Origin of the sequence: Rathayibacter sp. AY1A3, from assembly GCF_002930975.1 — a bacterium.
Taxonomy (GTDB): domain Bacteria; phylum Actinomycetota; class Actinomycetes; order Actinomycetales; family Microbacteriaceae; genus Rathayibacter.
Genome location: NZ_PSTO01000006.1, coordinates 1 through 23,693 on the forward strand (window position 1 = coordinate 1; position 23,693 = coordinate 23,693).

The following is a 23,693-nucleotide window of genomic DNA, read 5'->3' on the forward strand; positions in this document are numbered from 1 at the left end:
GCCCCACCCGGCGCTCGCCTCCCCCCTCGAGCGTCGGCAGACCTGGAACCTCCTCTGCATGCACCGTTCGTCACGCGCCTCGACTCCCACCCCCGCAGGAGCCGAGACCGGCAGTCCGTCCGCCCTCCCGACCCGTCGCTCGCTCCGTGAGCAGGAGTCCCGCAGCCGCCGCCCCTCCCGCGGCCCGTCGCGACCCCGCGTCTCCGCCGTCGCCGCGATGACCCTCGTGGCCGGCATCGCGATCACGTCGACGATGCCCGCGTTCGCCGTGGGCGGCACCGCCGACTCCGAGCTGACCCGCGACACGGCCACCGCCGTCGCCGCGGCCCGCCCGCAGAGCTTCGTGGCGGCCGGAGTCGTGCAGCAGAGCGTCACCCGCGACGCCTTCGCCGCCGAGGCCAAGCCCGAGGTCCTCGTCCCCACCGCGTCCCTCGACGCGATCACCGCCACCTCCGGCGAGTCGACCGCGGCCGCCGCCGGAGCGTCCGGAGCGTGGGTCGTCCCGATCTCCGGTCACATCAGCAGCAGCTACGGCCCCCGCCCCGACGCGCCGGTCGCCGGCGTGAACCTGTTCCACAAGGGCACCGATCTCGCCGGCGCCTGCGGCACGCCCGTCCTCGCGGCCTCCAGCGGCACCGTCGAGGAGGCGTCGTACCAGGGCAGCTACGGCAACTGGATCCTGCTCGACAACGGCGGCGGCATCGAGACCGGCTACGCCCACAACAGCGAGCTGATGGTGTCGGTCGGCGAGACCGTCACCGTCGGCCAGGTCATCGCGCTGCGCGGCTCGACCGGCGCCTCCACCGGCTGCCACCTGCACTTCGAGACGCGGGTCGACGGCGAGGCGGTCGACGCCGTGCCGTTCATGGCCGAGCTCGGCGTCCCGATCGGCTGACGTCCTCGACGACTCGAGAACGCAGACGTCGCGGTGGCCGCTCTCGACCACCGCGACTTCTGTGTTCTCGTGAGCGCGCAGGCCGGCGTCAGGGCCCGGGGACGGCTCGCGCCCCGGTCGAGACGGCGGCCGACCAGTGCGCGTCGTCCGGCACCGTCGTCACCCTGATCTCGGCGTCCTGCTCGACGGCGATCTGCATGGTGCCCGTGTTGCCGCCTCCGGTGCCGGTGCGGGTCGTGCTCGGGCTGTAGACGCACGACGATCCGCTCGTCATCAGGCCGACGACCTCGATCGTCACCTCGGCGTCCGCGGTGTCGCAGGCGACCGAGACGGTGATGTGCAGCGGATCGCCGCTGAGGTACACGGTCTGCGGATCGACGGGGCCGACCTGGTCGGTCCAGCGCACGGCGGCGGTCGCGCCCTCGGGCAGCGTCACGGGCCCGAGCGGAGCGTCGGTGGGCGTCGCGGTCGGAGCGGCGGTCGTCGGAGCAGCGGTGCCGGGAACGGCGGGTGTCGCCTCCTCCGCCTGGTCGGCGCCGCTCGTGCAGCCGCTCAGAGCGAGCGCCGCGAGCAGTGCCGAGGCGCCCAGCACGGTCGCGCGCCGTCCGGCCCGGAGCCCCGTCGCCCGGCGCGGAGCGGTCGTTCTCGTGGTGTCCATGGTGGTTCCCCCTGTCCACTGGCGTCCCTCCGGTCTACCCGAGCCCGCGTGGCCGCGGATCGCACTCTGCGGCGGTTGCCAGGGTCGGGAGCCGTGCTGCGGATCGATGGGGAGCTCCTCCTTACCGGCGCGGCGGCCCGTCGATCCGCTCGGGTGCCTCCGAAGTGGCGGAGCGGGATTGTTGTCGGGGGAGTACGCGCGAGTCGGTCGCGTCCAGATGCAGGACGAGCGGGTTAGGCGACCGTCGTTTCGATCGAGGTCTCTTCGGCGCGCTCGACAGTCGATGACCGCGACGCGGCGAGCTGTGCCAGGAAGTGGTTGCGCTCCGCCTGCACGGGATATCTCGCGACGTCACGAACGCAGACCGGGCACCAGTGTCCAGCGGTGAGGACGAGTCGGGCACTGCCGGAGAAGCCGTGCCCGAACGCGCAGTGCCAGCGCAACGGCGTAATGAGGTCCCCCGGCTCTACGATCTGCGACTCCAGCGAGCCTCCACGGAATTCAGCGGCACCCGCCAGCACTCCCCGGTCCCAGGCGCTTACGGGGAGGGTCTCGTCGTAGCCGTGATCGAGGAGTACCGGTACGCGGCTGGGGCGTGCCGGCCAGAAGGTGCTCCAGTCGCCGATCGCCTCGCGGTCCGCTCGTGATCCGAAGTAGGCGGCGATCGCTTCCTCGTCGCCGTCGCGCACGTAGCCCATGGTGCCGCGGTGCTTGAGGGTCAGCGGCTTCATCACCAGGTTCTTGACGATCCACGGCGGAACGCGTCCGGCGGTCCTGAGGCGGGGGTTCGCGGCGACGGCTCGCGCGAGCGCGGCGTCGAGGGTGTCCCGGCGGAAGGGGACGAGCTCGTTCAGGCGGTCGGAGTCGGTGTACCACTGGCCGTGGAAGTTGCGGGTGGCGAACCAGTCGCGGTCGTACCAGGCCCGCGGGTCCGCGACGCCGAGGGCTGCTGCGATGCGGGTCTGCAGCTGCCAGTTCGTCAGCCGCCACTCCTCGCCGCCGCCGATGTTGAAGACCGCGCCCCACAGCTCGTCGGGGACGTCGGCCTCGGAGACTCCCACCATCAGCCGGGCGGCGTCCTCGGCGGTCACCCACTCCATCACTCCTCCGAGGGTCGAGTGGGTCATGATCGGGTCGCGGATCTCGAGCATCCCGGGATGGAGGATCCCGGTCTGCCGCAGCCACGTCCAGCGCGGCAGGCCCGAGTCGACGAGCTCCTTCTCGGCGATGACCTTGCTCTGCCCGTATTCGTCGTACCGCGAGACACGCAGCGGGTCGCCGACCCTCCCCCAGTGCTGTGGAGGGGTACGGTCACCCGTCTCCGCGACGGTGCCGATACCGACCACCGCGATCGCGGACGGATCCGGCTGCGCCTTCACCGCGCGGATGATGTTCCGGATGCTCCCCACGTTCACGCGATGGGCGAGCTCGGGGTGGTCGTCTGCGAAGGGCGAGACGACGGCGCCGATGTGCAGCACGACGTCGGCCCCGTGCACGCATCGCTCGACCGCGGAGTAGTCGGTGAGGTCGCCGAACACGACCTCGAGGTTCTCCATGTCCTCGAAGCGCCGAATCGCTGCGGTGTCCTTCGGCGTCGGGAGGACCAGGGCGATGACCTCGAACTCGTCCTCCCGCTCGCGGAACGCCTCCAGCACGGCGCGCCCCCAGCTGCCGGCCGCGCCGGTCAGGAAGACGCGACGCCGTCCGATCATGCGGCCGCCTCCTCCGCGCTCAGGGCCATGAGCCGCTCGAGGGTCTCCATCGGGATGGCGCCGCCGATGAACGCGAGGAACTGCTGCATCGGCATCGACTCGACCATGCGCAGCGCATCCGCGTTCTCCTCCGCATGAGCGGACTGCTCGGCGCTCATGCCGGCGGCGAGGCCCTGCTGGACGGCGGGCCCGACGGTCGGGTGGGCGAACCAGTCGCCGACGGTGGAGTCCAGCGTCAGCACTCGCCGGATGACGTCGCCCGTGAGCGTGATCGACTCCTCGGCGACGATGTCGGAGGAGTTCTCCCCGATCTGGATCGCGTGCTCGCCGCCGGGGACGACCCACGTCGAGAGCTCGATGTCCCAGTACGCGAAGGCACGTCGGTCGAGATCGAGCTCGACGGTGCGCGACTCGCCGGGCTCGAGCGCGACCTTCGAGAACGCACGCAGCTCGCGCACGGGCCGGCGCACCGGTCCGGTCTGTGTGGCGACGTACACCTGGACGACGTGCTTGCCGGCGACCGTCCCGGTGTTCTCGACCGTGACCGACACTCGGACGGAGTCGTCGCTGGTCGGGACCGCACTCAGCTGCGTCGTGCGGAAGCCGGTGTAGCTGAGGCCGTGCCCGAACGGGTAGCGCACGGCGACCTCTGCGGTCTCGAAGTGGCGGTAGCCGACCATGACGCCTTCGCCGTAGCGGACGTGTCCCTGCTCGCCGGGGAAGTTGTTCCAGCTCGAGGTGTCCTGCAGTCGCAGCGGGATGGTCTCGGCGAGGTGACCGGAGGGGTTCACGACTCCGAAGAGCACGTCGGCGATCGCCGAGCCGCCGGCCTGGCCCAGCAGCCAGCCCTCGAGGATCGCGTCGACGTCGTCGTGCCAGCCCTCGAGTGAGACCACGCCTCCGTTCGAGAGCACCACGACGGTGCGCGCCGAGGTCGCCGCGACTGCCCGGATGACGTCGATCTGCGCCTGGGGCAGGTCGAGGTGGCTGCGGTCGAAGCCCTCCGACTCCTCGCTGTCGCCGAGGCCGGCGAAGACGATCGCGACGTCGGCGCGGGAGGCGGTCTCGACCGCTTCGGCGCGGCGCGCGTCCGCTTCCGCGTCGTCGCCGAGCAGGAAGCCGGTGGCGTGCTCGATGGCGAGCCCACGCTCGACCGCGAGATCCCGGATCGCCTCGAGAGGCACGTCGACGCGAGTGGGGTTGAGGTGGGAGCTCCCACCGCCCTGGAACCGCGGCTCCACGGCGAAGGCGCCGATGACCGCGATCCGACCTGTCGCAGCGATCGGCAGCACGCCGTCGTCGTTCTTGAGCAGCACGACCGAGTCGCCGGCGAGCGTCCGTGCGAGGGCGTGGTGGGCGTCGACGTCGAACTCGCCCGTCGCCTCGCGGACCAGGTCGGTCAGCGCGAGGACGCGGCGGACAGCGGTGTCGACGGCGTCCTCGGAGAGCCGACCGGAGCGGACGGCGTCGACGATCTGCTGGTCGGTGGCACCGCCACTGCCCGGCATCTCGAGGTCCATGCCCGCGGCGACGCCGGCGACGCGGTCGCTCACTGCACCCCAGTCGGACACGACGGCGCCCTGGTAGCCCCAGTCCTCGCGCAGCACCTCGGTGAGCAGCCACGGGTTGTGGGAGGCGTAGACGCCGTTGACCTTGTTGTACGAGGCCATCACGGTGGCGGGCGCCGATTCCTTGACCACGCGCTCGAAGGCGGGGAGGTAGATCTCGCGGAGGGTGCGCTCGTCGACGTCGGCGCTGATGCGCATCCGCTCGTGCTCCTGGTTGTTCGCGGCGAAGTGCTTCACAGAGGCGCCGGGGCCGACTTCCTGCATCGCGGTGACGTGGGCCGCGCCGAGGACTCCCGAGAGGAGCGGGTCCTCGGAGTAGTACTCGAAGTTCCGGCCGCACAGCGGTGAGCGCTTGATGTTCACGCCCGGGCCGAGGACGACCGAGACGCCGAGCGCGAGGGCCTCGCGGCCGACCGCGGCGCCGAGCTGCGCGGCGACCTCCGGGTCCCAGCTCGAGCCGACGGCGACGGCGGGCGGGAAGCAGGTCGAGGGCAGGGCGTCGTTGATGCCGAGGTGGTCGGCGGCGCCGTCCTGCTTGCGGACACCGTGCGGTCCGTCGGTGAGCGTGATCGCGGGGATGCCCGCCTCCTCGATCGCCTTCGTCGTCCAGAAGTCGTGGCCGGAGAGGAGGGACGCCTTCTGCTCGAGGGTGAGGGTGCTGATGTCGTGCGTCATGCGGAGACTCCGGTCGAGGTGAGAGAGGTGGTCAGGTCGGCGCGGAACTCGTCTGAGACGCCGGGGAGGTAGTCGAGAAGAGTGCGGACAGGCATGCCCGCCGCCTCCGGAGCGCGCCCGTCGAGCGGGACACCCGGGAAGTAGCGGGTGAAGACCTCGCTGAACCGCCGCCAGGCGGCGGCGTCGCCGGCGATCTGGCCGAGGGTCGAGTCGAGATCGAACGAGCCGGGGCCCGCCGCCGCGTCGGCGTCATAGCTCCAGTGGTGCTCCCCTGCCGGGACGTCGATGCTCTGGTGGTCGGCGCTCAGCGGGAGCAGCACTTCGGCAGTGGTGCCGTCGGGGACGGTCACGTCGAAGGTGACGGTTCCGCCCTCGACGCGCCAGGCGACGCGGACCTCTCCCTGCGCGGTCGTGTGCCGCAGGGTGGCCGAGGTGAGTCCTCCCCCGGGCAGCGGGGCGATGCGCATCCGGCGGTACCCGGGCTCGACGGCGGTCACGCCGCCGATGGTGCGGTGCATCCAGTCGACGACGGCGCCGAGCGCGTAGTGGTTGAGCGAGGTCATGCCCGAGGGGTTGATCGTGCCGTCGGGGCGGACGGAGTCCCAGCGCTCCCAGATCGTGGTCGCGCCCATCGTCACCGGGTAGAGGAAGGAGGGGCAGCCGGTCTCGAGCAGCAGCAGATACGCCTCGTCGAGATGGCCGGTGGCGGAGAGTGCGTCCGTGACGAGAGGCGTCCCGGCGAACCCGGTCGAGATCCGGTAGCCGGCGCGGGCGACGATGTCGGCGAGCCGATCGCCGGCGTGCGCCTTCTGGGCGTCGTCGAGGAGGTCGAAGGTGATCGCGAGGGCGTACGCGGTCGCGGTCTCGTTCACCACGCGCCCGGTCTTCGACACGAACTCGTCGAGGAAGGCCGCGTGCACCCGCTGCGCGAGAGCGCGGAACTCCTCGGCATCGGCGGTGCGGCCGAGCACGGACGCGGTGTCCGTCATCTCGCGGGTCGTGCGGCAGAGGTAGGCGGCCGCGACGAGGTAGCGGTCGGTCTTGCCACCGGCGGGATTGTCGTTCGGCGCGTCCGGGTCGAGCCAGTCCCCGTACTGGAAGCCCCTGCTCCACAGCCCGTTCTCGTCGAGGAGACCGGCGACCTGCCGGATGAACGCCGTCATCGAGTCGTAGGCGTCGACCAGGATCTGCTCGTCGCCGTACTCGCGGTACAGCGCCCAGGGCAGGCTCACCGCGACATCGCTCCAGAGCGCCGTCGGCGAGGACGGCGTGGAGAGGACGTCCGGGACGACCCACGGCACGAAGCCCTTCTCCTCCTGCTCGACGGCGAGGTCGCGCAGCCACGAGCCGAGCACTCCTCGCACGTCGTAGAGGAACGCGGCCGTCGGCGCGAAGGCGTTGATGTCGCCGGTCCAGCCCAGGCGCTCGTCCCGCTGCGGGCAGTCGGTGGGGACACCGACGAAGTTGTCGCGCATCGACCAGACGGCGTTGGAGTGCAGCTGGTTCAGCAGCGGCTCCGACGTCTCGAGCCAGCCCGTGCGGGTCATGTCGGAGTGGATCACGACGGCGCGGAGGGCGGACGGGTCGAGCTCAGCGGGCCAGCCGTCGACCTCGACGTAGCGGAAGCCGTGGAAGGTGAACCGCGGCTCCCACGTCTCGGTGCCCGCACCGCGCAAGGTGTACCGGTCGGTCGCGGCGGCGGTGCGGATCGTCTCGAAGTCGGCCTCGCCGCCGATCAGCACCTCGGAGTGGCGGAGGGTGATCGTCGTGCCCTCGGGTCCGCTGACGGACAGGCGGACCCAGCCGGAGATGTTCTGGCCGAAGTCGACGACGGTGCGGCCGGCGGGGGTGGTCAGGACCTCGACCGGGGCCAGTTCCTCGATCCGGCGGATCGGAGGTGCGATCGGCTCGACGAGCGCGTCGAGGGGCCAGTCGACGCGCTCGACGGCGCCCCACGCGGAGTCGTCGAAGCCGGCGCTGTCCCAGCCGATCGGTTCGAGACGGGCGTCGTACTCCTCACCGTCGTAGATGCTGTTCGCCCGCACGCCGCCGGTCGCCGCGCGGAAGTCCGTCCCGCTGCCGATGATCTCGGTGCGGCCGTCGGAGTACTCGAGCTCGAGCTGCAGCCAGGCGGCCGGCCTGTCCGAGTAATGGCGCCGCTTCTCCTCCCAGCCCAGCCGGCCCACCGCCCAGCCCTCACCGAGGACGGCGCCGACGGCGTTCCCGCCGATCACGACGAGGGAGGTGACGTCGTGACTGCTGACCACGAGGCGGTGCCGGTACGAGGTCCACCCCGGTGCGAGGACCTCGTCGCCGACGATGCCGCCGTTCAGATGCGGCTCGATCAGCCCGACCGCGGTGCTGCGCAGCGTCGCTCGAACGGGCAGCTCGGCGACGTCGAACTCAAGTCGCAGATACGACGCGGGTTCTTCGGCGCCTCCGGTCGTCGAGAGGGGTGCGATGAAGACGGCGGACGAGGGAACGATCATCAGAGGAGGACTCCATTGTCAGCAGAAGACGGTGCTAGCGCGGGCTAGTCGTCGAGAGGCTACTTCGGTTCGCTAGCACGCGCAACCGGAGCCGCTCCCCGACAGCTGCCGACGCCGGAGCAGCTCGGATGGACACGCCGTTAGGCTGCTCATCGACTGGGGACGGAACGGCATGACGAACACGACGGCGACGGAGAAGCGGGTGACCGCTGCCGACATCGCGCGCGCTGTCGGCGTCTCGCGGGCGACCGTCGGCTTCGTCCTGAACGAGACCCCCGGCCAGACGATCTCCGAGGCGACCAAGACCCGGGTCCTCGATGCCGCCCGTCGCCTGGGCTACCGCCCGCACCTCGCCGCGCAAGCACTCGCTCGCGGCCGGAGCCGCATCATCCTCCTGGTGCTGCCCGACTGGCCGATGGAGTACAGCATGCGCCGGCACGTCGACGAGGCGTCGATCGCGCTCGACGAGGCCGGCTACTCCCTGGTCACGATGACACCGCATGCCGGAGGCAAGGCACGGCCGCTCTGGGAGACGCTGCAGCCGGACGTCGTCATGGGGATGTTCCCGTTCACGTCCGAGCGGTTCGAGGAGATCCGCGCAGCCGGGGTGCCCGTCGTGATCCCCGCACCGGAGGACCGCACCGAGCGAGGCGAGCTCTCCTTCACGGGAGGGCCTCGGCTGCAGGTCGAGCACCTTCTGGCGAGAGGGCATCGCCGGATCGTCTTCGCGGCCTCTCCCGACCCGCGCCTCGGCGAGCTCGTCGCGTCCCGATTCGCGGTCGCGGCGGCGGCGGCGCGTGCGAGCGGGATCCTCGGCCTCGAGCGGGTCGACATCGACGGTGATCACATGAAGGAGCTGGTCGCCCAGTGGCACCGCGCCGGGATCACCGGCGTCGTGGCCTACAACGACGACATCGCCGCGCTGGTGGTCGGTGCCGCCGTTCGACTCGGGCTCGCCGTCCCGGCAGACCTCGCCGTCGTCGGTCACGACGACTCACCGCTGGCACGCGTGTTCCTGCCTGCGCTCACCTCCGTGCACGTCGATGACGCCGGCCTGGGACGCTACTTCGCACAGCTCGCCCTCGCCGCCGCGAAGGGCGAGACCGCACCCGCGACGGTCCCCGACCAGCAGGTGTCCCTGATCGAGCGCGAATCCTCCTGACCGGCCGCACCCCGATGGCCGCCGCCTCGCGTCGTTGAGCGAGTTGGAGCGGTCCTGATCGACGCCTGAGAGCTCGCGGATGTCGGCGACCGAGGTTTCCGCGGGAGATCAGTTGCGCGCGCTAGTCCGCCGCGATACTGTCCTCCGGTAGCGCGCGCTAGCGCTGTCGAATCGACGATGGAGTCTCATGACCAACAGCTTCGAGGGACCCGAGTCCCAGACGCCCCCCGTGCCGTACCCGATCCCGCAGGCGGCGGTCGCGGACGACTTGTCCCTGAAGACAGCGCCGCTGCTCTCTCAGAAGCCCGTCGGCACGAAGTACATCTGGTTCGTCGTACTCGCTCAGTTCGGCATCTTCGTCGCCTTCATCACGCCGATCGCCATCTCGCTCGCGATCAAGGTGTCCCAGATCGCGCCGGGGCAGGAGGAGGTGCTCGGCTACATCACGGGTCTCGGAGCGCTGGCCGCGGTGATCACCACGCCTCTCTTCGGCATGCTGAGCGACCGGACCCGCTCCCGCTTCGGACGCCGACGGCCCTTCATCCTCGGCGGTGTCGTGGTCGGAACGATCGCTCTGTTCATCATGGCGACGGCGACGTCCATCCCGGTCCTGGCGCTGGGCTGGATCCTGTCCCAGATCGGGTGGGGTGCAGGCGCCCTCTCCGGTGTCACGACGAGCACCGCCGACAGGCTCTCCCCGGCACAGCGGGGCAAAGTCGCCGGCCTGGGTGGATTCGCGACCCAGGTCGCGCCGGCACTGGGCGTGGGCATCGCGGGAGCTCTCGCGTACGACAACCTCCTCCTGTTCCTGGTCCCCGGCGCCATCGGCATCGTCCTGACGCTCGCGTTCGTCGGCTTCATCAAGGAGGCCGACAGCCGGGAGATGCCCCTCAACGGACGCCTCAGCCTCCCCGTGATCCTGACCAAGTTCGTCTTCAACCCCCGCAAGCACAAGGACTACGCCTGGAACTGGCTCGGACGCTTCCTCTTCTACTTCGGTCTCGCCCTGAGCACGACCTACACGGCGTACTTCTTCGCCCAGCGACTCGGCGTGACCTTGCAGGAGGTCGCCGGCGTGCTCGTGCCCCTGTCCCTCATCGGCCTCGTGGCGACGACCCTCGGCGCGATCGGCGGCGGATTCCTCTCCGACAAGCTCAAGCGCCGACGAGTCTTCGTCCTCGTCTCGGCTCTGATCTACGCGGGAGGCGCGATCGTGACCGGACTCGCCCCCGGCATCGAGATGCTCTACATCGGAGGCGCTCTCACCGCGCTCGGCATCGGCACCTTCTCCGCCGTCGACCAGGCGCTCCTGCTGGACGTGCTCCCCGAGCGCGAGACGGACGCCGGCCGGTACATGGGCATCATCGGATTCGCTGCGACCATCCCCCAGTCCGTCGCCCCCCTCATCGCCCCGATCTTCGTCGGGATCGGAGTCGCCGCCAACGGCGACAAGAACTACTCGATCCTGTTCTTCCTCGCCGCCGCAGTGGTCATCGCGGGTGGCCTCGTCATCCTTCGGATCCGCTCGGTGCGCTGACCGAGCCGACCGTTGGGCCGAAGATCCACGGTCGACATCGCTCCCGCTCTCGTCGACGGTGAAGCCGTGGCGACTGGTGCGCGTCGCGCCCCTCGACCCCGACGCGGCGGCGTCCGCTGGGCCGTTCTGCTGCGCGCCGTCCAGCGACGACCTCACGGTGCGCTTCACCGCCTGACGGAACGGGCCCGCCGACACGAGCCTCCATCCCGAGGACCGACTCGTCGATGAGCGGTGCGGTGAGCTCGACGGGCTGAAGCACCGTGGACTTGCCTGTCGTCGCGCGGGGGGGCTCGCGGAACAGCCCCGGGGTGCGGTGAGTGTCGTCGCCCCCCGGGGCTCGACCGGCCCGTCAGTGCGCAGTCACCCGAGCGACCCACGTCGCGCTGACCTTCGCGCTGTCCGCCGGCGGCATGCTCGCCCGGTCGACCTCGACGATGACCCATCCGCCGAAGTCCTCGGGCAGCGCAGCCAGCACTCCGTCGAGATCGATGCCGCCGAGGCCCGGCTCGAGGAAGATCCCGCTGTCGGTGGCCCGGTCGTAGGCGGTGGGCGCCGCCCGGCTGGCCTCCGCGATGCCGAGGTCGAGGTCCTTGATGTGCAGGTCGACGAGCCGGTCGGAGTAGCGCTGCAGGATCGCGATCGGGTCGATTCCCGCCCAGACGAGATGGCCGATGTCGAACGAGGCACCGAGCAGGTCGGCATCGATGGCCCCGAGCACGCGGTCGATCTCGTGCTCCGTCTCGACCCAGGTGCCGACGTGGTTGTGCAGGCCGGCACGGACGCCCTCAGCACGCAGCACCTCGGCCGCATCGCCGAGGAGCTCGATCACCCGCTCGAGTCGCCCCTCGTCGAACACGGCACCGACCGCCACGGCCTCGCGGGTGCGGACCACTCCCGGCTCGAAGCTCACCTCCGGAGCGAGGAACACCGTGTCGAGGCCGACGTAGTTGGACTCCTCCGCCTTGCGGCGCACACCGTCGAACCAGTGGATCCACTCGGCCGAGCCGCGCTGGAGGCTGCGGCCGTGGTCCTCGGGGAGGGCGATCGAGGCGTAGCCGGGGGCGAGCGCGAGGCCGGAGTCCTCGATCATCCGGGCGTAGTCCTGCAGAGTCTGCGTCGCGAGGACTTCCAGCATCGTGGCACCGAAGCCGGACTCGCGGATCTCGCGGAGCACGTCCGGGTAGTCGGCCCGGAAGTCCGGATCGGCGAAGCGCCAGAGCGACTCGCTCGTCGGGTCGGCGGGGTCGGCCTTCACGTTGATCCACTGGATGGCGTTGAGGGCGAACTGGGAGCGGCGGAGCATGGCGGGCCTTTCGGGTCGGAGCCGGGGAAGGGGACGGATCGGAGGTTCAGTCCGCGGCGCGTGCGTTGTAGACGAGCACCTCGCCCGCGTCCACGTGCGCGCGGTACGCGCGGAAGACCTCGAGCGCCTCGTCGCGGAGGACGCCGTCGACGACCTCGATGCCGCGCGCCTCGAACTGCGCGGCCCAGTCCTCGCGCATCGGGCCCTCGTCGAAGGTGGAGATCTCCTCGAGCTCCGGACCCGACCCCGCGACCACCAGGCGCCGCACGCCCGACCACAGCGTCGCTCCGTAGCACTGCACGCACGGCCGCCAGTTCACGACCAGCTCGTGCGCGGGCAGGCCCTCGCCGCCGAGGTCCCACGAGCCGAGAGCGGTCTGCGCGAGACCGAGCGCGGTGACCTCCGCGTGCCCGGAGGAGACCCCGCTGCCCAGGACCACGTTCACGCCCACAGAGACCACGCGGCCGGAGTCGCGCTCCACGACGATCGCGGCGAACGGGCCGCCGTTGCCCTCGCGGAAGTTGCGGTCGGCGAGGGCGTGCACGAGGGCCATGCGGTCCTCGCGCTCGGGCAGGAACTCCGGGACGTCGCGCACGGCGTCCTCGATCCAGGCGGGCAGGGCGATCTCGTAGCGGGTGGCGAGGCGGTCGATGTTCACGGGGTCCTCCTGGGGAGCAGCGGATGGAAGGGTGTCAGACTCGCGCGGCCGCGAGTTCGGCGAGAACGGCGCGGGTCGCACGGACGGCGGTGATCGTGCCGGTCAGCGTCGCGTTGCAGACGATCGGCGTCGGGATAACGCCGTTGCCGGCGAGATAGAGGCCCTCGACGCCCCACACGCGGCCGGTCGGGTCGCAGACGCTCGCCCCGTCGTCGGAGTCTCCGGACCGGACGGTCCCGGTCAGGTGCAGGGAGGATCCCGGCGCGAGGACGGCGCACTCGGTCGACGGGTCGAAGGCGCCGAAGCGCTCGGCGATCTCGCGGACACGCTCCTGGGCCGCAGCGATGAGCTCGCGGTCGCGGTCGCTGTACTCGAAGTCGACCCGGAGCCGGGGCAGGCCGGTGACGTCGGCCTCCTCCTCGGAGAACACGAGCCGGTTCTCCGGCCGCGACTCGACGGGGGTGTAGAAGGAGAGTCCGACGGAGTAGGCGAACGGCTCGCGCTGCTCATCGATGAAGACGCTGTTCATGATCTGCCCGTGGAAGGGCTGAGCCTCGCCGTTCTGAGGCAGCCAGAGCGAGTCGGTCGCGAACTCGCCCTCGCGCAGGCGCGGCAGCGACTCCCGCGCGACCCCGAAGCGCTCCAGGTCCATCACCACGCGCGCGGTGACGAAGGCGTGCTCGTTCAGGTATCGGCCGAGCGCCACCGGCCGGATGCCCGAGGCGAAGAGCAGCTGCGGTGTCCGGACCGCGTCGGCGCAGACCACGGTCGTCCGCGCATCGATGTCGTACTCGCGACCCGTGGCGATCTCGCGCACCCGGACCCCGACGGCGCGGTCGCCGTCCCTCCGGATCGCGGTGGCGAGGGTCCCCGGGCGGAGCTCGAAGGCGTCATCGCCGCCCTGCGCGATCGGCGGGAAGATGCGGCTCGGTCCGGTGCGCACGAGCGGTCCTGTCGAGCCGGTGCCGACGGCCATCGGCATCGGCTGAGGGCCGCGCCCCTGCGCACTCACGGGGCCGAAGGCCTCCTCGAGCACCTCGAGCACGAGGCGCCCGGGCTCCGTCGGGCCGAGAGGCGACTCCTGGACGTCGAGCAGCGTGCGCGCCCGGTCCAGGTCCTGCTCCCACTGCTCCGCGTCGCCGCCGCCGAAGGCCTCGTCGCCCGCAGGCCAAGGGGTCGCCGCTGTCCAGTGCACCCCCATTCCGCCGACGTTCCACGCGACCGCGCTCGCGGGCATGGCCCGCGCGTCCTCACCCATAGCCGAGAGGTTGTACATGCCGGGAGCAACCGAGCGCAGGTCGTCCGTGATGTCGGGGGTGACGTCGGCCCCCGTGTACATGCCCTGGACGCCCGTGGCCACCCGCTGGTTGTAGCGGCTCCAGATCTCGGGCTCCTCGCTGTCGTGCAGATGGAGGCCGGCGACCGAGCCGACGGCGGGGCCGCCGTCGATCATCAGGATCCGGAGTGCGGGGTCGGCGTCGCGGAGTCCGCGGGCGAGCGCGGCCCCCATGATCCCGCTCCCGATGAGCAGGACGTCGACGGGCGTGGTGGTCTCAGGCATGGTGCTCCTGTCGAGCCGCGCGGAACGCGCGTGGTGAGAAGAAGGGAGGGGGCGTCAGACCGCGCGCTCGGCGGCGACGGTGAGGGTGGGGCCGTAGAAGGCGCCGTCCATGCGGTCGAGGGCGAACTTCACCGCGCCCAGTAGGGGTGCGTCGGCGCCGAGCGCTGTGGAGCGGATGGGGACGTCTAGCATGCGCAGCCGCGTCAGTGCATCCGCGAGTCGTGGGAGCAGCACGTCGGCAGCGTCCTCGAGCCCGCCGCCGAGGACGAAGAGGTCGGGTGACACCGTCCACGCCAGAGCCGAGAGCAGGCCGGCGAGGTGCTCGACGAAGGCGTCGAGCTCGCGCAGCGCATCCGGGTCGCCCGCGCGCGCGGCCTGGACGGCCAGGAGGGCGCTTGCACGATGCTCGCGGCGCGGGGAGCTCAACCGGCCGAACGGGGTGTTCTCCATCCGGCTCGCACCGAGCGCACCGGCCTCGACGACCTCGCCCGCCGCGCCGCGGAAGCCGCGGTGCACGGCCCCGTCGATGACGAGGCCGATACCGGTTCGGTCGCCGAAGATGCACCAGGCGGAGGTCCTGGAGTGCGCGGCCACGCCGCGCCACCGCTCGGCGAGAGCGGCCAGGTTGGCGTCGTTGTCGGCGAAGACCGGCACTCCGAGCCGAGCGGAGACGACCTCCGCGACCGCGAAGCCGCTCCACCGCGGGGAGTTGACGAGCCGCGTGACGACGCCGTCCTCGTCGATCGCGCCACCGGCCGCGATGGCACCGGCGCGGATCAGATCGCTCGACCGGCCGGAGTCGGCGACCGCCGCCTCGATCGCGAGGACCGCGTCCTCGACCGTGGTCTCGGGCGCGTGGTAGTCCCGCAGGGGGCGCAGGTCGCGGCCGAGGATCCGCCCGCGGATGTCGCAGACGACCGCCGACGCGTAGTCGGTGTCGATGCGGACGGCCGCGACGAGGGAGCGGTCGGCGCGGAAGCGGAACGTGCGCGGCGGACGCCCGACCTCGGATCGGCCCGGATCGGGCGCGGTCTCCTCGACCCAGCCCTCCGCGCAGAGGCGCACGAGGATCAGCTCGACCGTGCGACGGGAGAGCTGCACCTCCTCGACGAGGACCGCCGTGGTCACCGGCTCGTCGTGCTCAGCGAGGGTGCGCAGCACGACGCCCGAGTTGAGCCGGCGGAGGGTGCTCGGAGCCACTCCCGCGCTCATGCGCCCCTCCCCCACGTCCGCGGTGCCGGGTTCCGGCACGCCCGGTCTTTCGTTGAGCAGATACTGCGTGACACGGGCACCACCCCCGATCGATCCGCTCATTTGAGGCCCGTCGCGACGATACCCTGCACGAAGTAGCGTTGCAGGAGCAGGAAGAGCACCAGCACCGGCAGCATCACGACCACCGCGCCGGCCAGCACGAGCCCGTAGTCGGTGACGTTCTGCGCCGCCTGCCGCGTGGCCGCCAGGCCCACCGGGAGCGTGTAGGTCGAGGCGTCCTGCGCGACCAGCAGCGGCCAGATGAAGTTGTTCCACGCGGCGAGGAACGACATGATCGTCACCGTCGCGAGGGCGGGCCCCGCGAGCGGCAGGAACACCTGGGCGAAGATCCGCAGCTCACTCGCTCCGTCGATGCGCGCGGCCTCGAGGAGCTCCTCCGGGATGCTCTCCGCGAACTGGCGGACGATGAAGATCGAGATCGGCAGCACGAGCGAGGGCAGCGCGATGCCGGCGAGAGTGTTCACGAGCCCGAGGCGCACCGTGACGACGAACTGCGGCACGAAGACCGCCGAGAACGGCATCATCAGCGAGATCAGCACCGCGGCCATCGCGAACCGCTTGCCCGCGAAGTCGAGCTTCGCGAGCGCGTAGCCCGCGGCAGCCGCGGCGACCACGTTCCCGGCCACGACGACTCCGGCGACGATCAGGCTGTTGGCGAGGTAGCCGGTGAAGCCCGCCTGCGAGAAGAGCCGGGCGAAGTTGTCGAGCGTCACCGCCGACGGGAGCCACGCACCGGGGTCGGCGCTGATGTCGGCCGTGGTGCGCAGCGACCCGGAGATCACCCAGACGAAGGGCAGCAGGGTGATCGCCGCGAGCAGCGCGAGCAGCGGGTAGAGCACGAGGTGGCGCCGGCGCTCGGCGGAGGCCCGCGTGGCGGTCTCCCGGACGGGCGGACGCGGCGGGGCGGGAGCCGTCGCGGTGGGCCGAGGGGCGGTGGTGACGGTCATGAGCGGGACCTCAGCAGACGGAACTGCAGCGCGCTGACGAGCGCGACGATGAGCAGGAGGAGGAAGGAGGCGGCCGAGGAGAGGCCGATGTTGCCGAAGCCGAACTGGCGGTATGTGTACAGCGCCATCGACTCGGTCGAGCCGACCGGACCGCCGCCTGTGAGCAGGTACGGCTCGTCGAAGACCTGGAGGAAGAAGACCGACAGCAGCACCGAGATCAGCAGCGTGGTGGGCATCAGCAGCGGCCCGGTGATCGAGACCAGGCGACGCCACGGACCCGCCCCGTCGAGCGAGGCGGCCTCGTGCACGTCCTCCGGCACCGACTGCAGTCCGGCGAGGAACAGGAGCATCGCGGTGCCGAAGTTGCGCCAGATGCCGAGGAGGATCACCACGGGCATGGCGAGCTGCTCGTCGCCGAGCCAGTTCGGTCCGGCGAAGCCGATCGCGCCGAGCACCTCGTTGACGGTTCCGTTCTGGTTGAACGCGTACTGCCAGATCAATGCCACGGAGACGATGTTGGTGACGACGGGGGCGTAGAAGAGGGCGCGGAAGACACCGCGGAGGCGCCGGATGCCGGAGTCGAGGGCGAGGGCGAGCACGAAGCCCACGAGCATCGTGACGGGCACGCCGATGACGACGAAGTAGAGGGTGTTGAGCATCGCGCGGAGGAACGTGGCGTCGCTCAGGAGGGTCGCGTAGTTCGCGAGGCCGGTGAAGTCGACGCCGAACGGCTGCTGCAGATCAGCGCCGCGGATGTCGGTGACGCTCATGCCGACCGAGGCGAGCACGGGGATCGCCGTGAACACCACGAAGATCACGGCGAAGGGGGCGAGGAAGAGCCAGGCGATGCCGGAGTGGCGCCCGTGTCGGGAGCGGCGCTCGCGCACCGCTCCCGCTGCGGACCGGCCGGCGAGGGCGGTCAGAGCCACGGTGTCACTCCGTGCCGATCGAGTCGGCCTGCTTCTGCACGGCGGCGAGGGCGTCGGCGGCCGACTCCTTGCCCCGGGCGACCTTCTCCATCTCCTGGCCGAGCAGGGTCGACACCTGCGTCCACGTGCTCACGGCGGGCAGCGGCTCGACGTTCTGGAGCTGCTCGAAGAACGCGTCGAGGAGGGGCTGGTCGGCGATCGCCGGGTCCTTCCAGGCGTCGATGACGGCGGGCATGCTGCCGGCCGTCTCGTACTGCGCGAGCTGGGTGTCCTCCTGGGCCGTCGCACGGACGACCTTCCAAGCGGATTCGGCGTTGTCGGACGCCGCGGTGACTCCCCAGCTGCCGCCGGCGAGCTGGCCGGAGTCGTTGTCAGGGCCGGCGGGGAGGACGGCGGTCGCGATGTGCGAGTCCGTCCAGCCCTCCTCCTCGGCGGTCGTATCGAGAGTCGCGACGACCCAGGGTCCGCTGATCAGCGATCCGGTCCGGCCGGACACGAGGTACGGCTGGGCGTCGAGGAACTGCGGGGTGTCGGGTGAGGAGACGCCGTCGGCGAAGACGGAGGCGCTGTACTCGGCCGCCGCGAGCATCTCGGGGGTGTTCAGGGTCCACTCCGAGCCGTCCTCGCTCAGCAGGTCGGCACCCGCCTGGTGCGCGTAGGTCGCGAGGGCCTGACCGTTGTAGGTGTCCCAGCCGACCTCGGCGCCGTAGCCGCTCTCGGCCCCGCCCGCTTCGAGTCCCTCGAAGAACGGGATCGTCTCGTCCCACGTCGTCGGGGCACTCACCCCGCCCGCGTCCGCGAAGTCGGAGCGGTAGATGAGGACCCGCGTGTAGGCGTACCAGGGCACGGAGTAGGTCGCGCCATCGTGCTCGCCTGCCTCCCACGAGCCCTCGAAGAAGCTGTCCGAGTCGACCAGGCCGTCGGGCACCGGCGCGAAGGCGTCCGACGCCAGGAACTGCGCCTGCGCCTCCGTGTAGAGGAACGCGATGTCGGGGGCGGTGCCCGCGGCGACGGCGGTCTGCAGCTTGGTGTTGTACTCGTCGGAGGGGATCAGGGTGATCTCGAGGTCGAGGTCCGGATTCTCGGCCTGGTAGTCGGCGAGGACAGCGTCGAGCTGCGTGGCGTCCCCGTCGGGGGCCCAGAGGGTGACGGTGCCGGAGGCCGCGGAGTCGTCGACCGTCGTGACAGCGGCAGCGGTGCCGACGTCGGCCGAGCGGCCGCAACCGGTGAGGACGAGGGCCGTCACTGCGACGGCACCGCCGACGAGAGCGAGGCGGGAAGTGCGATTCATGAAAGCTCCTGGGGTCCGGGCGCATTTCGCTACTTTGTAGCAAAACTGCGTGAGGCGAGGGGTTGCGGACGGAGGCGTCGCGAGCTCCAGGTGAACCGGGTTATGCGACGTTGTAGCAGAAGTGCGACGTCCGAAAACCGGCCGCAGCCGGGTTGTGAACGAACCTAGGCCTCGGGTGTTTCAAGCGCATTACCTGCTCAGCACGCTCTCATTACAGTCCGGCCCGAGACTCGCGCCCGGCGGTCTCGACGGCTCCGGCCGACCCGGAGGCGCTGGACGCTCATCGGGCCGTCGGACGGGCGTCGAGACCGCCACGCAGCGTGACTCCGAAGAGGAGAATTCAGCCGAGCAGAGTGCGAGGTGACAGTCGCTCGGACTACTCGAACCACTTGTCGTCGCCCGTTCCGGACTCCGCTCACTCCCGCACTCTCAGTCCGCTCGGTCCGCTCGGTCGCACTCGATCCCGACGACGCCAGGGTTGCTCATCCAGCTCGAACATCCCCTCGGGCGGCTCGAGATACGGAAGCGGTTCTTCCTGGCAGATTCTCGTCCGTCGCACCCGTGAACGGTCCTTCTGACAGCAGGGCACTCATGTGCGGTTCGGCGCGGTTGATCCACCAGGCGCTCGTTCCGAGACCTGCGTCGAGCCTCGATGCCTCCCAGCTGCGCCAGAGCGGCCGCTTCGGCGCGGGTCTGCATCAGCTCGACCCGCTCGGGCGTCAGCGCTCATTCCACAGCCTCCTTCGTCATCCCCGCGATGATCCCGGTGACGACGTCCGCGACCTCTCTCGCGGCGATCGCGTCGACGTCGAACGCGCCGAGCATCGACGCGGCCGCGGTATCCCCGTCCGAGTCGCCGCCGTCCGGGAGGCCCGCCGCCTCCTGAACATCTCGGCCCGCGAGCGGATCGTCGTCAGTCACGCTGCGCCTTCATCCGCCTGGCGTCCTCGTTCTCCGTCAGAGCCCGCAGGGAGGCGGCGAGGTCGATCGCCGACCGCGTCGGCGAGTTGCTTCGGGCCGGCTCCCTGACCGCGTACTCAGACTCAACCGACACCTGTGGAGTATCGTGGAGCCAATTGCATGCAGACGCATGGATACGGACTCGCCGACCGCACGGCCTCCGAGCCCATCCCTCTTCGAGCAGGAGTCGTCATGACCACCACCAGCACCCGCTTCACCGACCGCGTCGTCCTCATCACCGGAGGTGGATCCGGCCTGGGCCGCGCTGCCGCCGTCCGCCTCGCCCAGGAGGGCGCGAAGCTCGCCCTCGTCGACATCTCGGAGCAGGGCCTCGCCGCCACGGTCGACGTCCTGCCGGAGGGCACCGAGTCGATCACCGTCCTCGCCGACGTGTCGAAGGAGGCGGACGTCCACGCCTACGTCGCGCGCACCCTCGAGGCGTTCGGCCGCATCGACGGCTTCTTCAACAACGCCGGCATCGAGGGCCGCCAGAACCTCACCGAGGACTTCACGGCCGACGAGTTCGACAAGGTCGTCGCGATCAACCTCCGCGGCGTGTTCCTCGGCCTGGAGAAGGTGCTGAAGGTGATGCGCGAGCAGGGCTCGGGCATGGTCGTCAACACCGCGAGCGTCGGCGGCATCACCGCGATCGGCAACCAGTCCGGCTACGCGGCCGCCAAGCACGGCGTCGTCGGCCTCACCCGCAACTCCGCGATCGAGTACGGCGAGTTCGGCATCCGCATCAACGCGATCGCGCCCGGGGCCATCTGGACCCCGATGGTCGAGAACTCGATGAAGCAGCTCGACCCGCAGAACCCGCGCAAGGCGGCCGAGGAGTTCATCCAGGTCAACCCGACCAAGCGCTACGGCGAGGCCGACGAGATCGCCTCGGTCGTCGCCTTCCTCCTCTCGGACGACGCCTCGTACGTGAACGCGACCGTCCTCCCGATCGACGGCGGTCAGTCCATCAAGTACTGAGGTCCCGCGGAGGGAGCGGAGGGAGCGCCTGCTGCGGCCGGCGGGCCCTCCGCTCTCCCGCTGACGCCGTGCCGTTCGTGGGACGGACTCGGCCGCTCCTCCACAGGTGCTCCCTCCGACGTGCGTCCCCACCGGGCCTCCGTCGCGCAGCACCCGGCACCGCGGCGGGAGCAGAATGGGGGTCGGTCCCGCCAGCGGCCGGACCTCGACCGCTACGGAGACATGCATGAACCCCACCGGGAGCTTCCGCGCCGCCCGCGACACCCTCCTGCAGCACCGCACCGATGCGGTCGCCGCGAACGAGGCCTTCCAGTGGCCGGACGTCGGGCCCCGCTTCAACTGGGCGGTGGACTGGTTCGACGCGATCGCCATCGGCAACGAGCGCCCCGCCCTCTGGATCGTGGAGGAGGACGGCTCCGAGGAGAAGTACTCCTTCGACCGGATGCGCTGGCGCTCCGACGAGGTCGCCGCCTGGCTCCACTCGGTCGGCGTCGAGCAGGGCGATCACGTGATGCTCATGCTCGGCAACCGCCTCGAGCTGTGGGAGTCGATGCTCGCGATCATGAAGCTCGGCGCGGTCATCCTCCCCACGACGACCCTGCTCTCACCCGCCGACCTGGCCGACCGCCTCGAGCGCGGCGAGGTCGCGCACGTCATCGCGGACGCCTCCGAGACAGCCAAGTTCGACGAGATGGAGGGCGGCTTCGGCCGCATCGCGGTCGGCGGCGCCGTCGAGGGCTGGCTGGACTACGCCGACTCGCTCGAGCCCTTCGGCATCAACCCGACCGTGGTCGTCCAGAGCTCCGATCCGTGCCTGATCTACTTCACCTCCGGCACCACCTCGAAGCCCAAGATGGTCGTGCACACCCACGAGTCGTACCCCGTGGGGCACCTCAGCACGATGTACTGGCTCGGCGTCCAGCCGGGCGACGTGCACATGGCGATCAGCTCGCCGGGCTGGGGCAAGCACGCGTGGAGCTGCTTCTTCGCGCCGTGGAACGCCGAGGCGACGGTGTTCGTCTACAACTACAGCCGCTTCTCCCCCACCGCTCTGCACCAGCAGCTCGACCGGGCCGAGGTCACCACGTTCTGCGCGCCGCCGACCGTGTGGCGGATGCTGATCCAGTCGGCGCTGGGAGCGAAGCCGCGCGCGCTGACCGAGATCCTCTCGGCGGGCGAGCCGCTCAACCCCGAGGTCATCGCGACCGTCGAGCGGGAGTGGGGACTCACCATCCGCGACGGCTACGGCCAGACCGAGACCACCGCGATCATCGCGAACCCGCCCGGCGCCCCCGTGGTCCCCGGAGCGATGGGCCGCGCGCTGCCCGGCGTCGCCATCGCCCTCGTCGATCCGCTGACCGGCGAGCCCGCCTCCACCGGTGAGATCTGCCTCGACCTCTCCGTCGAGCCCGTCAACCTGATGTCCGGCTACCTCGGCGACGAGGACCGCACCGAGCGCGCCCGCGCCGACGGCTACTTCCACACCGGCGACGTGGCGGTCCGCGCGGTCGACGGCACGATCACCTTCGTGGGCCGCACCGACGACATCTTCAAGTCCTCCGACTTCAAGATCTCGCCGTTCGAGGTCGAGAGCGTGCTGCTGCAGCACCCCGCCGTCGCCGAGTCCGCGGTGGTGCCGGCTCCGGACGAGGTGCGCCACAGCGTGGTGAAGGCGTACGTCACCCTCGCCGACGGCTGGGAGCCGACCGCCGAGACGGCGAGCGCGATCTTCGCCCACACCCGGGAGCTGCTCTCCTCCTTCGAGCGGGTGCGGCGCCTCGAGTTCCACCCCCTGCCCAAGACGATCTCGGGCAAGATCCGCCGCGTCGAGCTGCGCGAGCGCGAGGAGGAGGCGTTCCGCCGCGGCGAGGAGATCCCCACGGAGTGGCGCGCCGACCGCCTCTAGGCGCGGCGGCCCTCGTCCGCCGAGACACCGCCGGGACCGCCGCAGCACTGCTGAGACGGCGGCGCCTCGGCGGGGCGGTGGTGTCTCGAGGGGATGCGGTGGGCCGGGACGCCGGCCGCCGGTGACCAGCGAGAGCGGGAGCCGTCAGCGCGGAACCAGCGGGGCGTCGGCGGCGTCCGGATCACAGGTCGGCGATCAGCTCGGCGTCAGCGTGGGCGGACGGCGATCAGCTCGCCGTCAGCGTGGGAGGACAGCGATCAGCTCGCCGTCAGCGTGGGAGGACAGCGATCAGCTCGGCGTCAGCGCGGGAGTACAGCGATCAGCTCGCCGTGGTCGCGGACGCCGGGGGCGCTGCGGCGGAGCGAGTGGGTCACCTCGAGGCCGGCCTGCTCGACGAGGGCGCGCATCTCGGCGAGCGGATGGAACCAGGCCGGTGCGACGGCGTGCGCGAACGCCTCCGAGCGCGGCCCCTCGAAGAAGCCGATCAGCAGGCTTCCGCCCGGTCGGAGGTGCGCGGCGAGCGCCGCGACCGCGCCGGGCAGCTCCGCCGGCGGCAGGTGGATGAGCGAGTACCACGCGAGAACGCCCCCGAGGCCGTCGACGTCGAGCTCGAGCGCCGAGCCGAGCCGGAACGGGACGTCCGGGAACCGCGCCCGCGCCAGAGCGACGAACTCCGGCACCGGATCGACGCCGATAGCGGCGGCTCCGCGGCGCTGGAGGAACTCCGTCCAGTGCCCGGGCCCGCAGCCCACATCGGCGACCGTGCCCTCCAGCCCGTCGGCCCACGACCCGATCAGCTCGCGATCGGCCGCGGGCCCCGCGTCGACCGATCCGAGCAGCGCCGCGTACTCCTCCGCCCGCGCGCCGTACGCGTCCCGCACCTCGTCCATCCGGTGATCGTAGGCCGTCTCGAAACGGCGCGCAGCGGGCACTCGGAGGCGCGTGGCACGTTCCGCGGTGCCGTTGGCACAGCTCGGCGGCACGGTCCACTGGCGCGTTCTGACGTTCTGGCGCGCCTGCCTCGTGAGCGTTCGCGCCCGAGGCGAGCAGCGCGACCGCCCTGCTCCGCGCCGCTGGTCCTGATGGCGTCCGGAGGCGCCTCGAGGAGTCCCGCGCCCGCGCCGCGGCCCTCGGCGGAGGCCCGGGCGCGCGCGGATGCAGCGCTCCCGGCGTCCTCCCGGCCTGCCTGCGG

Annotated in this window: 19 protein-coding genes and 1 pseudogene; 6 read left to right on the forward strand and 14 right to left on the reverse strand. The window is 71.2% G+C overall.

Annotated features, from left to right (window positions below; translation table 11 throughout):
- The coding region (locus C5C10_RS04140; RefSeq protein ID WP_219813232.1) for a M23 family metallopeptidase at positions 1-895 on the forward strand (895 nt) is incomplete at its 5' end.
- Positions 896-983: 88 nt separating this feature from the next.
- Here C5C10_RS04140 and C5C10_RS04145 read toward each other — a convergent pair.
- The 4 genes from C5C10_RS04145 to C5C10_RS04160 all read right to left on the reverse strand — a co-directional run bounded on the left by C5C10_RS04145 (position 984) and on the right by C5C10_RS04160 (position 7,997).
- On the reverse strand, positions 984-1,553 hold the full coding sequence (locus C5C10_RS04145) for a hypothetical protein (RefSeq protein ID WP_104328590.1): 570 nt from the start codon (positions 1,551-1,553) through the stop codon (positions 984-986).
- Between the two features lie 233 nt (positions 1,554-1,786).
- Complete coding sequence (locus tag C5C10_RS04150) at positions 1,787-3,265, reverse strand: NAD(P)-dependent oxidoreductase (RefSeq protein ID WP_104328591.1); 1,479 nt, start codon at positions 3,263-3,265, stop codon at positions 1,787-1,789.
- On the reverse strand, positions 3,262-5,508 hold the full coding sequence (locus tag C5C10_RS04155) for a beta-glucosidase (protein ID WP_104328592.1): 2,247 nt from the start codon (positions 5,506-5,508) through the stop codon (positions 3,262-3,264). Before C5C10_RS04155 ends, C5C10_RS04150 begins: the two co-directional genes overlap by 4 nt.
- Entirely contained in the window at positions 5,505-7,997 is a 2,493-nt protein-coding gene (locus C5C10_RS04160) for an alpha-L-rhamnosidase (protein WP_104328593.1), read from the reverse strand. Before C5C10_RS04160 ends, C5C10_RS04155 begins: the two co-directional genes overlap by 4 nt.
- Before the next feature lie 172 nt (positions 7,998-8,169).
- Here C5C10_RS04160 and C5C10_RS04165 point away from each other — a divergent pair, with 172 nt between their 5' ends.
- From C5C10_RS04165 to C5C10_RS04175, 3 genes are all read left to right on the forward strand, one after another.
- Complete coding sequence (locus C5C10_RS04165; protein ID WP_181073389.1) at positions 8,170-9,159, forward strand: LacI family DNA-binding transcriptional regulator; 990 nt, start codon at positions 8,170-8,172, stop codon at positions 9,157-9,159.
- Between the two features lie 187 nt (positions 9,160-9,346).
- Positions 9,347-10,696: an MFS transporter gene (locus C5C10_RS04170; RefSeq protein WP_104328594.1), complete on the forward strand. Its 1,350-nt coding sequence runs from the start codon at positions 9,347-9,349 to the stop codon at positions 10,694-10,696.
- A gap of 58 nt (positions 10,697-10,754) precedes the next feature.
- Positions 10,755-10,871 carry a DUF1349 domain-containing protein gene (locus C5C10_RS04175; protein ID WP_258060402.1) on the forward strand — a complete coding sequence of 39 codons (117 nt, stop codon included), beginning with the start codon at positions 10,755-10,757 and terminating at the stop codon, positions 10,869-10,871.
- Positions 10,872-11,045: 174 nt separating this feature from the next.
- Here the strand turns inward: C5C10_RS04175 and C5C10_RS04180 are convergent, their stop codons facing one another.
- From C5C10_RS04180 to C5C10_RS04220, 9 genes and pseudogenes are all read right to left on the reverse strand, one after another.
- On the reverse strand, positions 11,046-11,999 hold the full coding sequence (locus C5C10_RS04180) for a sugar phosphate isomerase/epimerase (protein WP_104328595.1): 954 nt from the start codon (positions 11,997-11,999) through the stop codon (positions 11,046-11,048).
- Positions 12,000-12,045: 46 nt separating this feature from the next.
- Positions 12,046-12,657 (reverse strand): CMP deaminase, encoded by a 612-nt coding sequence (locus C5C10_RS04185; protein WP_104328596.1) that lies wholly within the window; start codon positions 12,655-12,657, stop codon positions 12,046-12,048.
- Positions 12,658-12,691: 34 nt separating this feature from the next.
- A complete protein-coding gene (locus tag C5C10_RS04190; RefSeq protein WP_104328597.1) occupies positions 12,692-14,218 on the reverse strand; it encodes a GMC oxidoreductase in 1,527 nt (508 codons plus the stop codon).
- A gap of 54 nt (positions 14,219-14,272) precedes the next feature.
- Positions 14,273-15,430, reverse strand: coding sequence for an ROK family protein (locus tag C5C10_RS04195; protein WP_104328598.1), 1,158 nt, complete (start codon positions 15,428-15,430; stop codon positions 14,273-14,275).
- A 98-nt stretch (positions 15,431-15,528) separates the two neighbouring features.
- Positions 15,529-16,437, reverse strand: a complete 909-nt coding sequence (locus C5C10_RS04200) for a carbohydrate ABC transporter permease (RefSeq protein ID WP_104328599.1) — start codon at positions 16,435-16,437, stop codon at positions 15,529-15,531.
- Positions 16,434-17,366 (reverse strand): carbohydrate ABC transporter permease, encoded by a 933-nt coding sequence (locus C5C10_RS04205; RefSeq protein WP_104328600.1) that lies wholly within the window; start codon positions 17,364-17,366, stop codon positions 16,434-16,436. The genes C5C10_RS04200 and C5C10_RS04205 overlap by 4 nt, the downstream gene beginning before the upstream one ends.
- Before the next feature lie 4 nt (positions 17,367-17,370).
- Positions 17,371-18,657 carry an extracellular solute-binding protein gene (locus C5C10_RS04210; RefSeq protein ID WP_104328601.1) on the reverse strand — a complete coding sequence of 429 codons (1,287 nt, stop codon included), beginning with the start codon at positions 18,655-18,657 and terminating at the stop codon, positions 17,371-17,373.
- A gap of 482 nt (positions 18,658-19,139) precedes the next feature.
- Positions 19,140-19,319 (reverse strand): annotated as a pseudogene (locus C5C10_RS18420) (DUF4913 domain-containing protein); the annotation flags it as partial.
- A gap of 64 nt (positions 19,320-19,383) precedes the next feature.
- Complete coding sequence (locus C5C10_RS04220) at positions 19,384-19,578, reverse strand: hypothetical protein (RefSeq protein ID WP_104328602.1); 195 nt, start codon at positions 19,576-19,578, stop codon at positions 19,384-19,386.
- A 231-nt stretch (positions 19,579-19,809) separates the two neighbouring features.
- Here C5C10_RS04220 and C5C10_RS04225 point away from each other — a divergent pair, with 231 nt between their 5' ends.
- Positions 19,810-20,595 (forward strand): glucose 1-dehydrogenase, encoded by a 786-nt coding sequence (locus C5C10_RS04225; RefSeq protein WP_258060403.1) that lies wholly within the window; start codon positions 19,810-19,812, stop codon positions 20,593-20,595.
- A gap of 226 nt (positions 20,596-20,821) precedes the next feature.
- On the forward strand, positions 20,822-22,501 hold the full coding sequence (locus C5C10_RS04230; protein ID WP_104328604.1) for an AMP-binding protein: 1,680 nt from the start codon (positions 20,822-20,824) through the stop codon (positions 22,499-22,501).
- 299 nt (positions 22,502-22,800) lie between these two features.
- Here C5C10_RS04230 and C5C10_RS04235 read toward each other — a convergent pair whose 3' ends face one another.
- Positions 22,801-23,391, reverse strand: coding sequence for a trans-aconitate 2-methyltransferase (locus C5C10_RS04235; protein ID WP_104328605.1), 591 nt, complete (start codon positions 23,389-23,391; stop codon positions 22,801-22,803).
- Between the last annotated feature and the right edge of the window lie 302 nt (positions 23,392-23,693).

Coding starts and splice junctions, on each gene's coding strand:
- C5C10_RS04190 (WP_104328597.1), bottom strand. CDS start 14,218: ATGCCTGAGACCACCACGCCCGTCGACGTCCTGCTCATCGGGAGCGGG.
- C5C10_RS04180 (WP_104328595.1), bottom strand. CDS start 11,999: ATGCTCCGCCGCTCCCAGTTCGCCCTCAACGCCATCCAGTGGATCAAC.
- C5C10_RS04150 (WP_104328591.1), bottom strand. CDS start 3,265: ATGATCGGACGGCGTCGCGTCTTCCTGACCGGCGCGGCCGGCAGCTGG.
- C5C10_RS04225 (WP_258060403.1), top strand. CDS start 19,810: ATGACCACCACCAGCACCCGCTTCACCGACCGCGTCGTCCTCATCACC.
- C5C10_RS04155 (WP_104328592.1), bottom strand. CDS start 5,508: ATGACGCACGACATCAGCACCCTCACCCTCGAGCAGAAGGCGTCCCTC.
- C5C10_RS04200 (WP_104328599.1), bottom strand. CDS start 16,437: ATGACCGTCACCACCGCCCCTCGGCCCACCGCGACGGCTCCCGCCCCG.
- C5C10_RS04195 (WP_104328598.1), bottom strand. CDS start 15,430: ATGAGCGCGGGAGTGGCTCCGAGCACCCTCCGCCGGCTCAACTCGGGC.
- C5C10_RS04170 (WP_104328594.1), top strand. CDS start 9,347: ATGACCAACAGCTTCGAGGGACCCGAGTCCCAGACGCCCCCCGTGCCG.
- C5C10_RS04145 (WP_104328590.1), bottom strand. CDS start 1,553: ATGGACACCACGAGAACGACCGCTCCGCGCCGGGCGACGGGGCTCCGG.
- C5C10_RS04165 (WP_181073389.1), top strand. CDS start 8,170: ATGACGAACACGACGGCGACGGAGAAGCGGGTGACCGCTGCCGACATC.
- C5C10_RS04160 (WP_104328593.1), bottom strand. CDS start 7,997: ATGATCGTTCCCTCGTCCGCCGTCTTCATCGCACCCCTCTCGACGACC.
- C5C10_RS04230 (WP_104328604.1), top strand. CDS start 20,822: ATGAACCCCACCGGGAGCTTCCGCGCCGCCCGCGACACCCTCCTGCAG.
- C5C10_RS04235 (WP_104328605.1), bottom strand. CDS start 23,391: ATGGACGAGGTGCGGGACGCGTACGGCGCGCGGGCGGAGGAGTACGCG.
- C5C10_RS04210 (WP_104328601.1), bottom strand. CDS start 18,657: ATGAATCGCACTTCCCGCCTCGCTCTCGTCGGCGGTGCCGTCGCAGTG.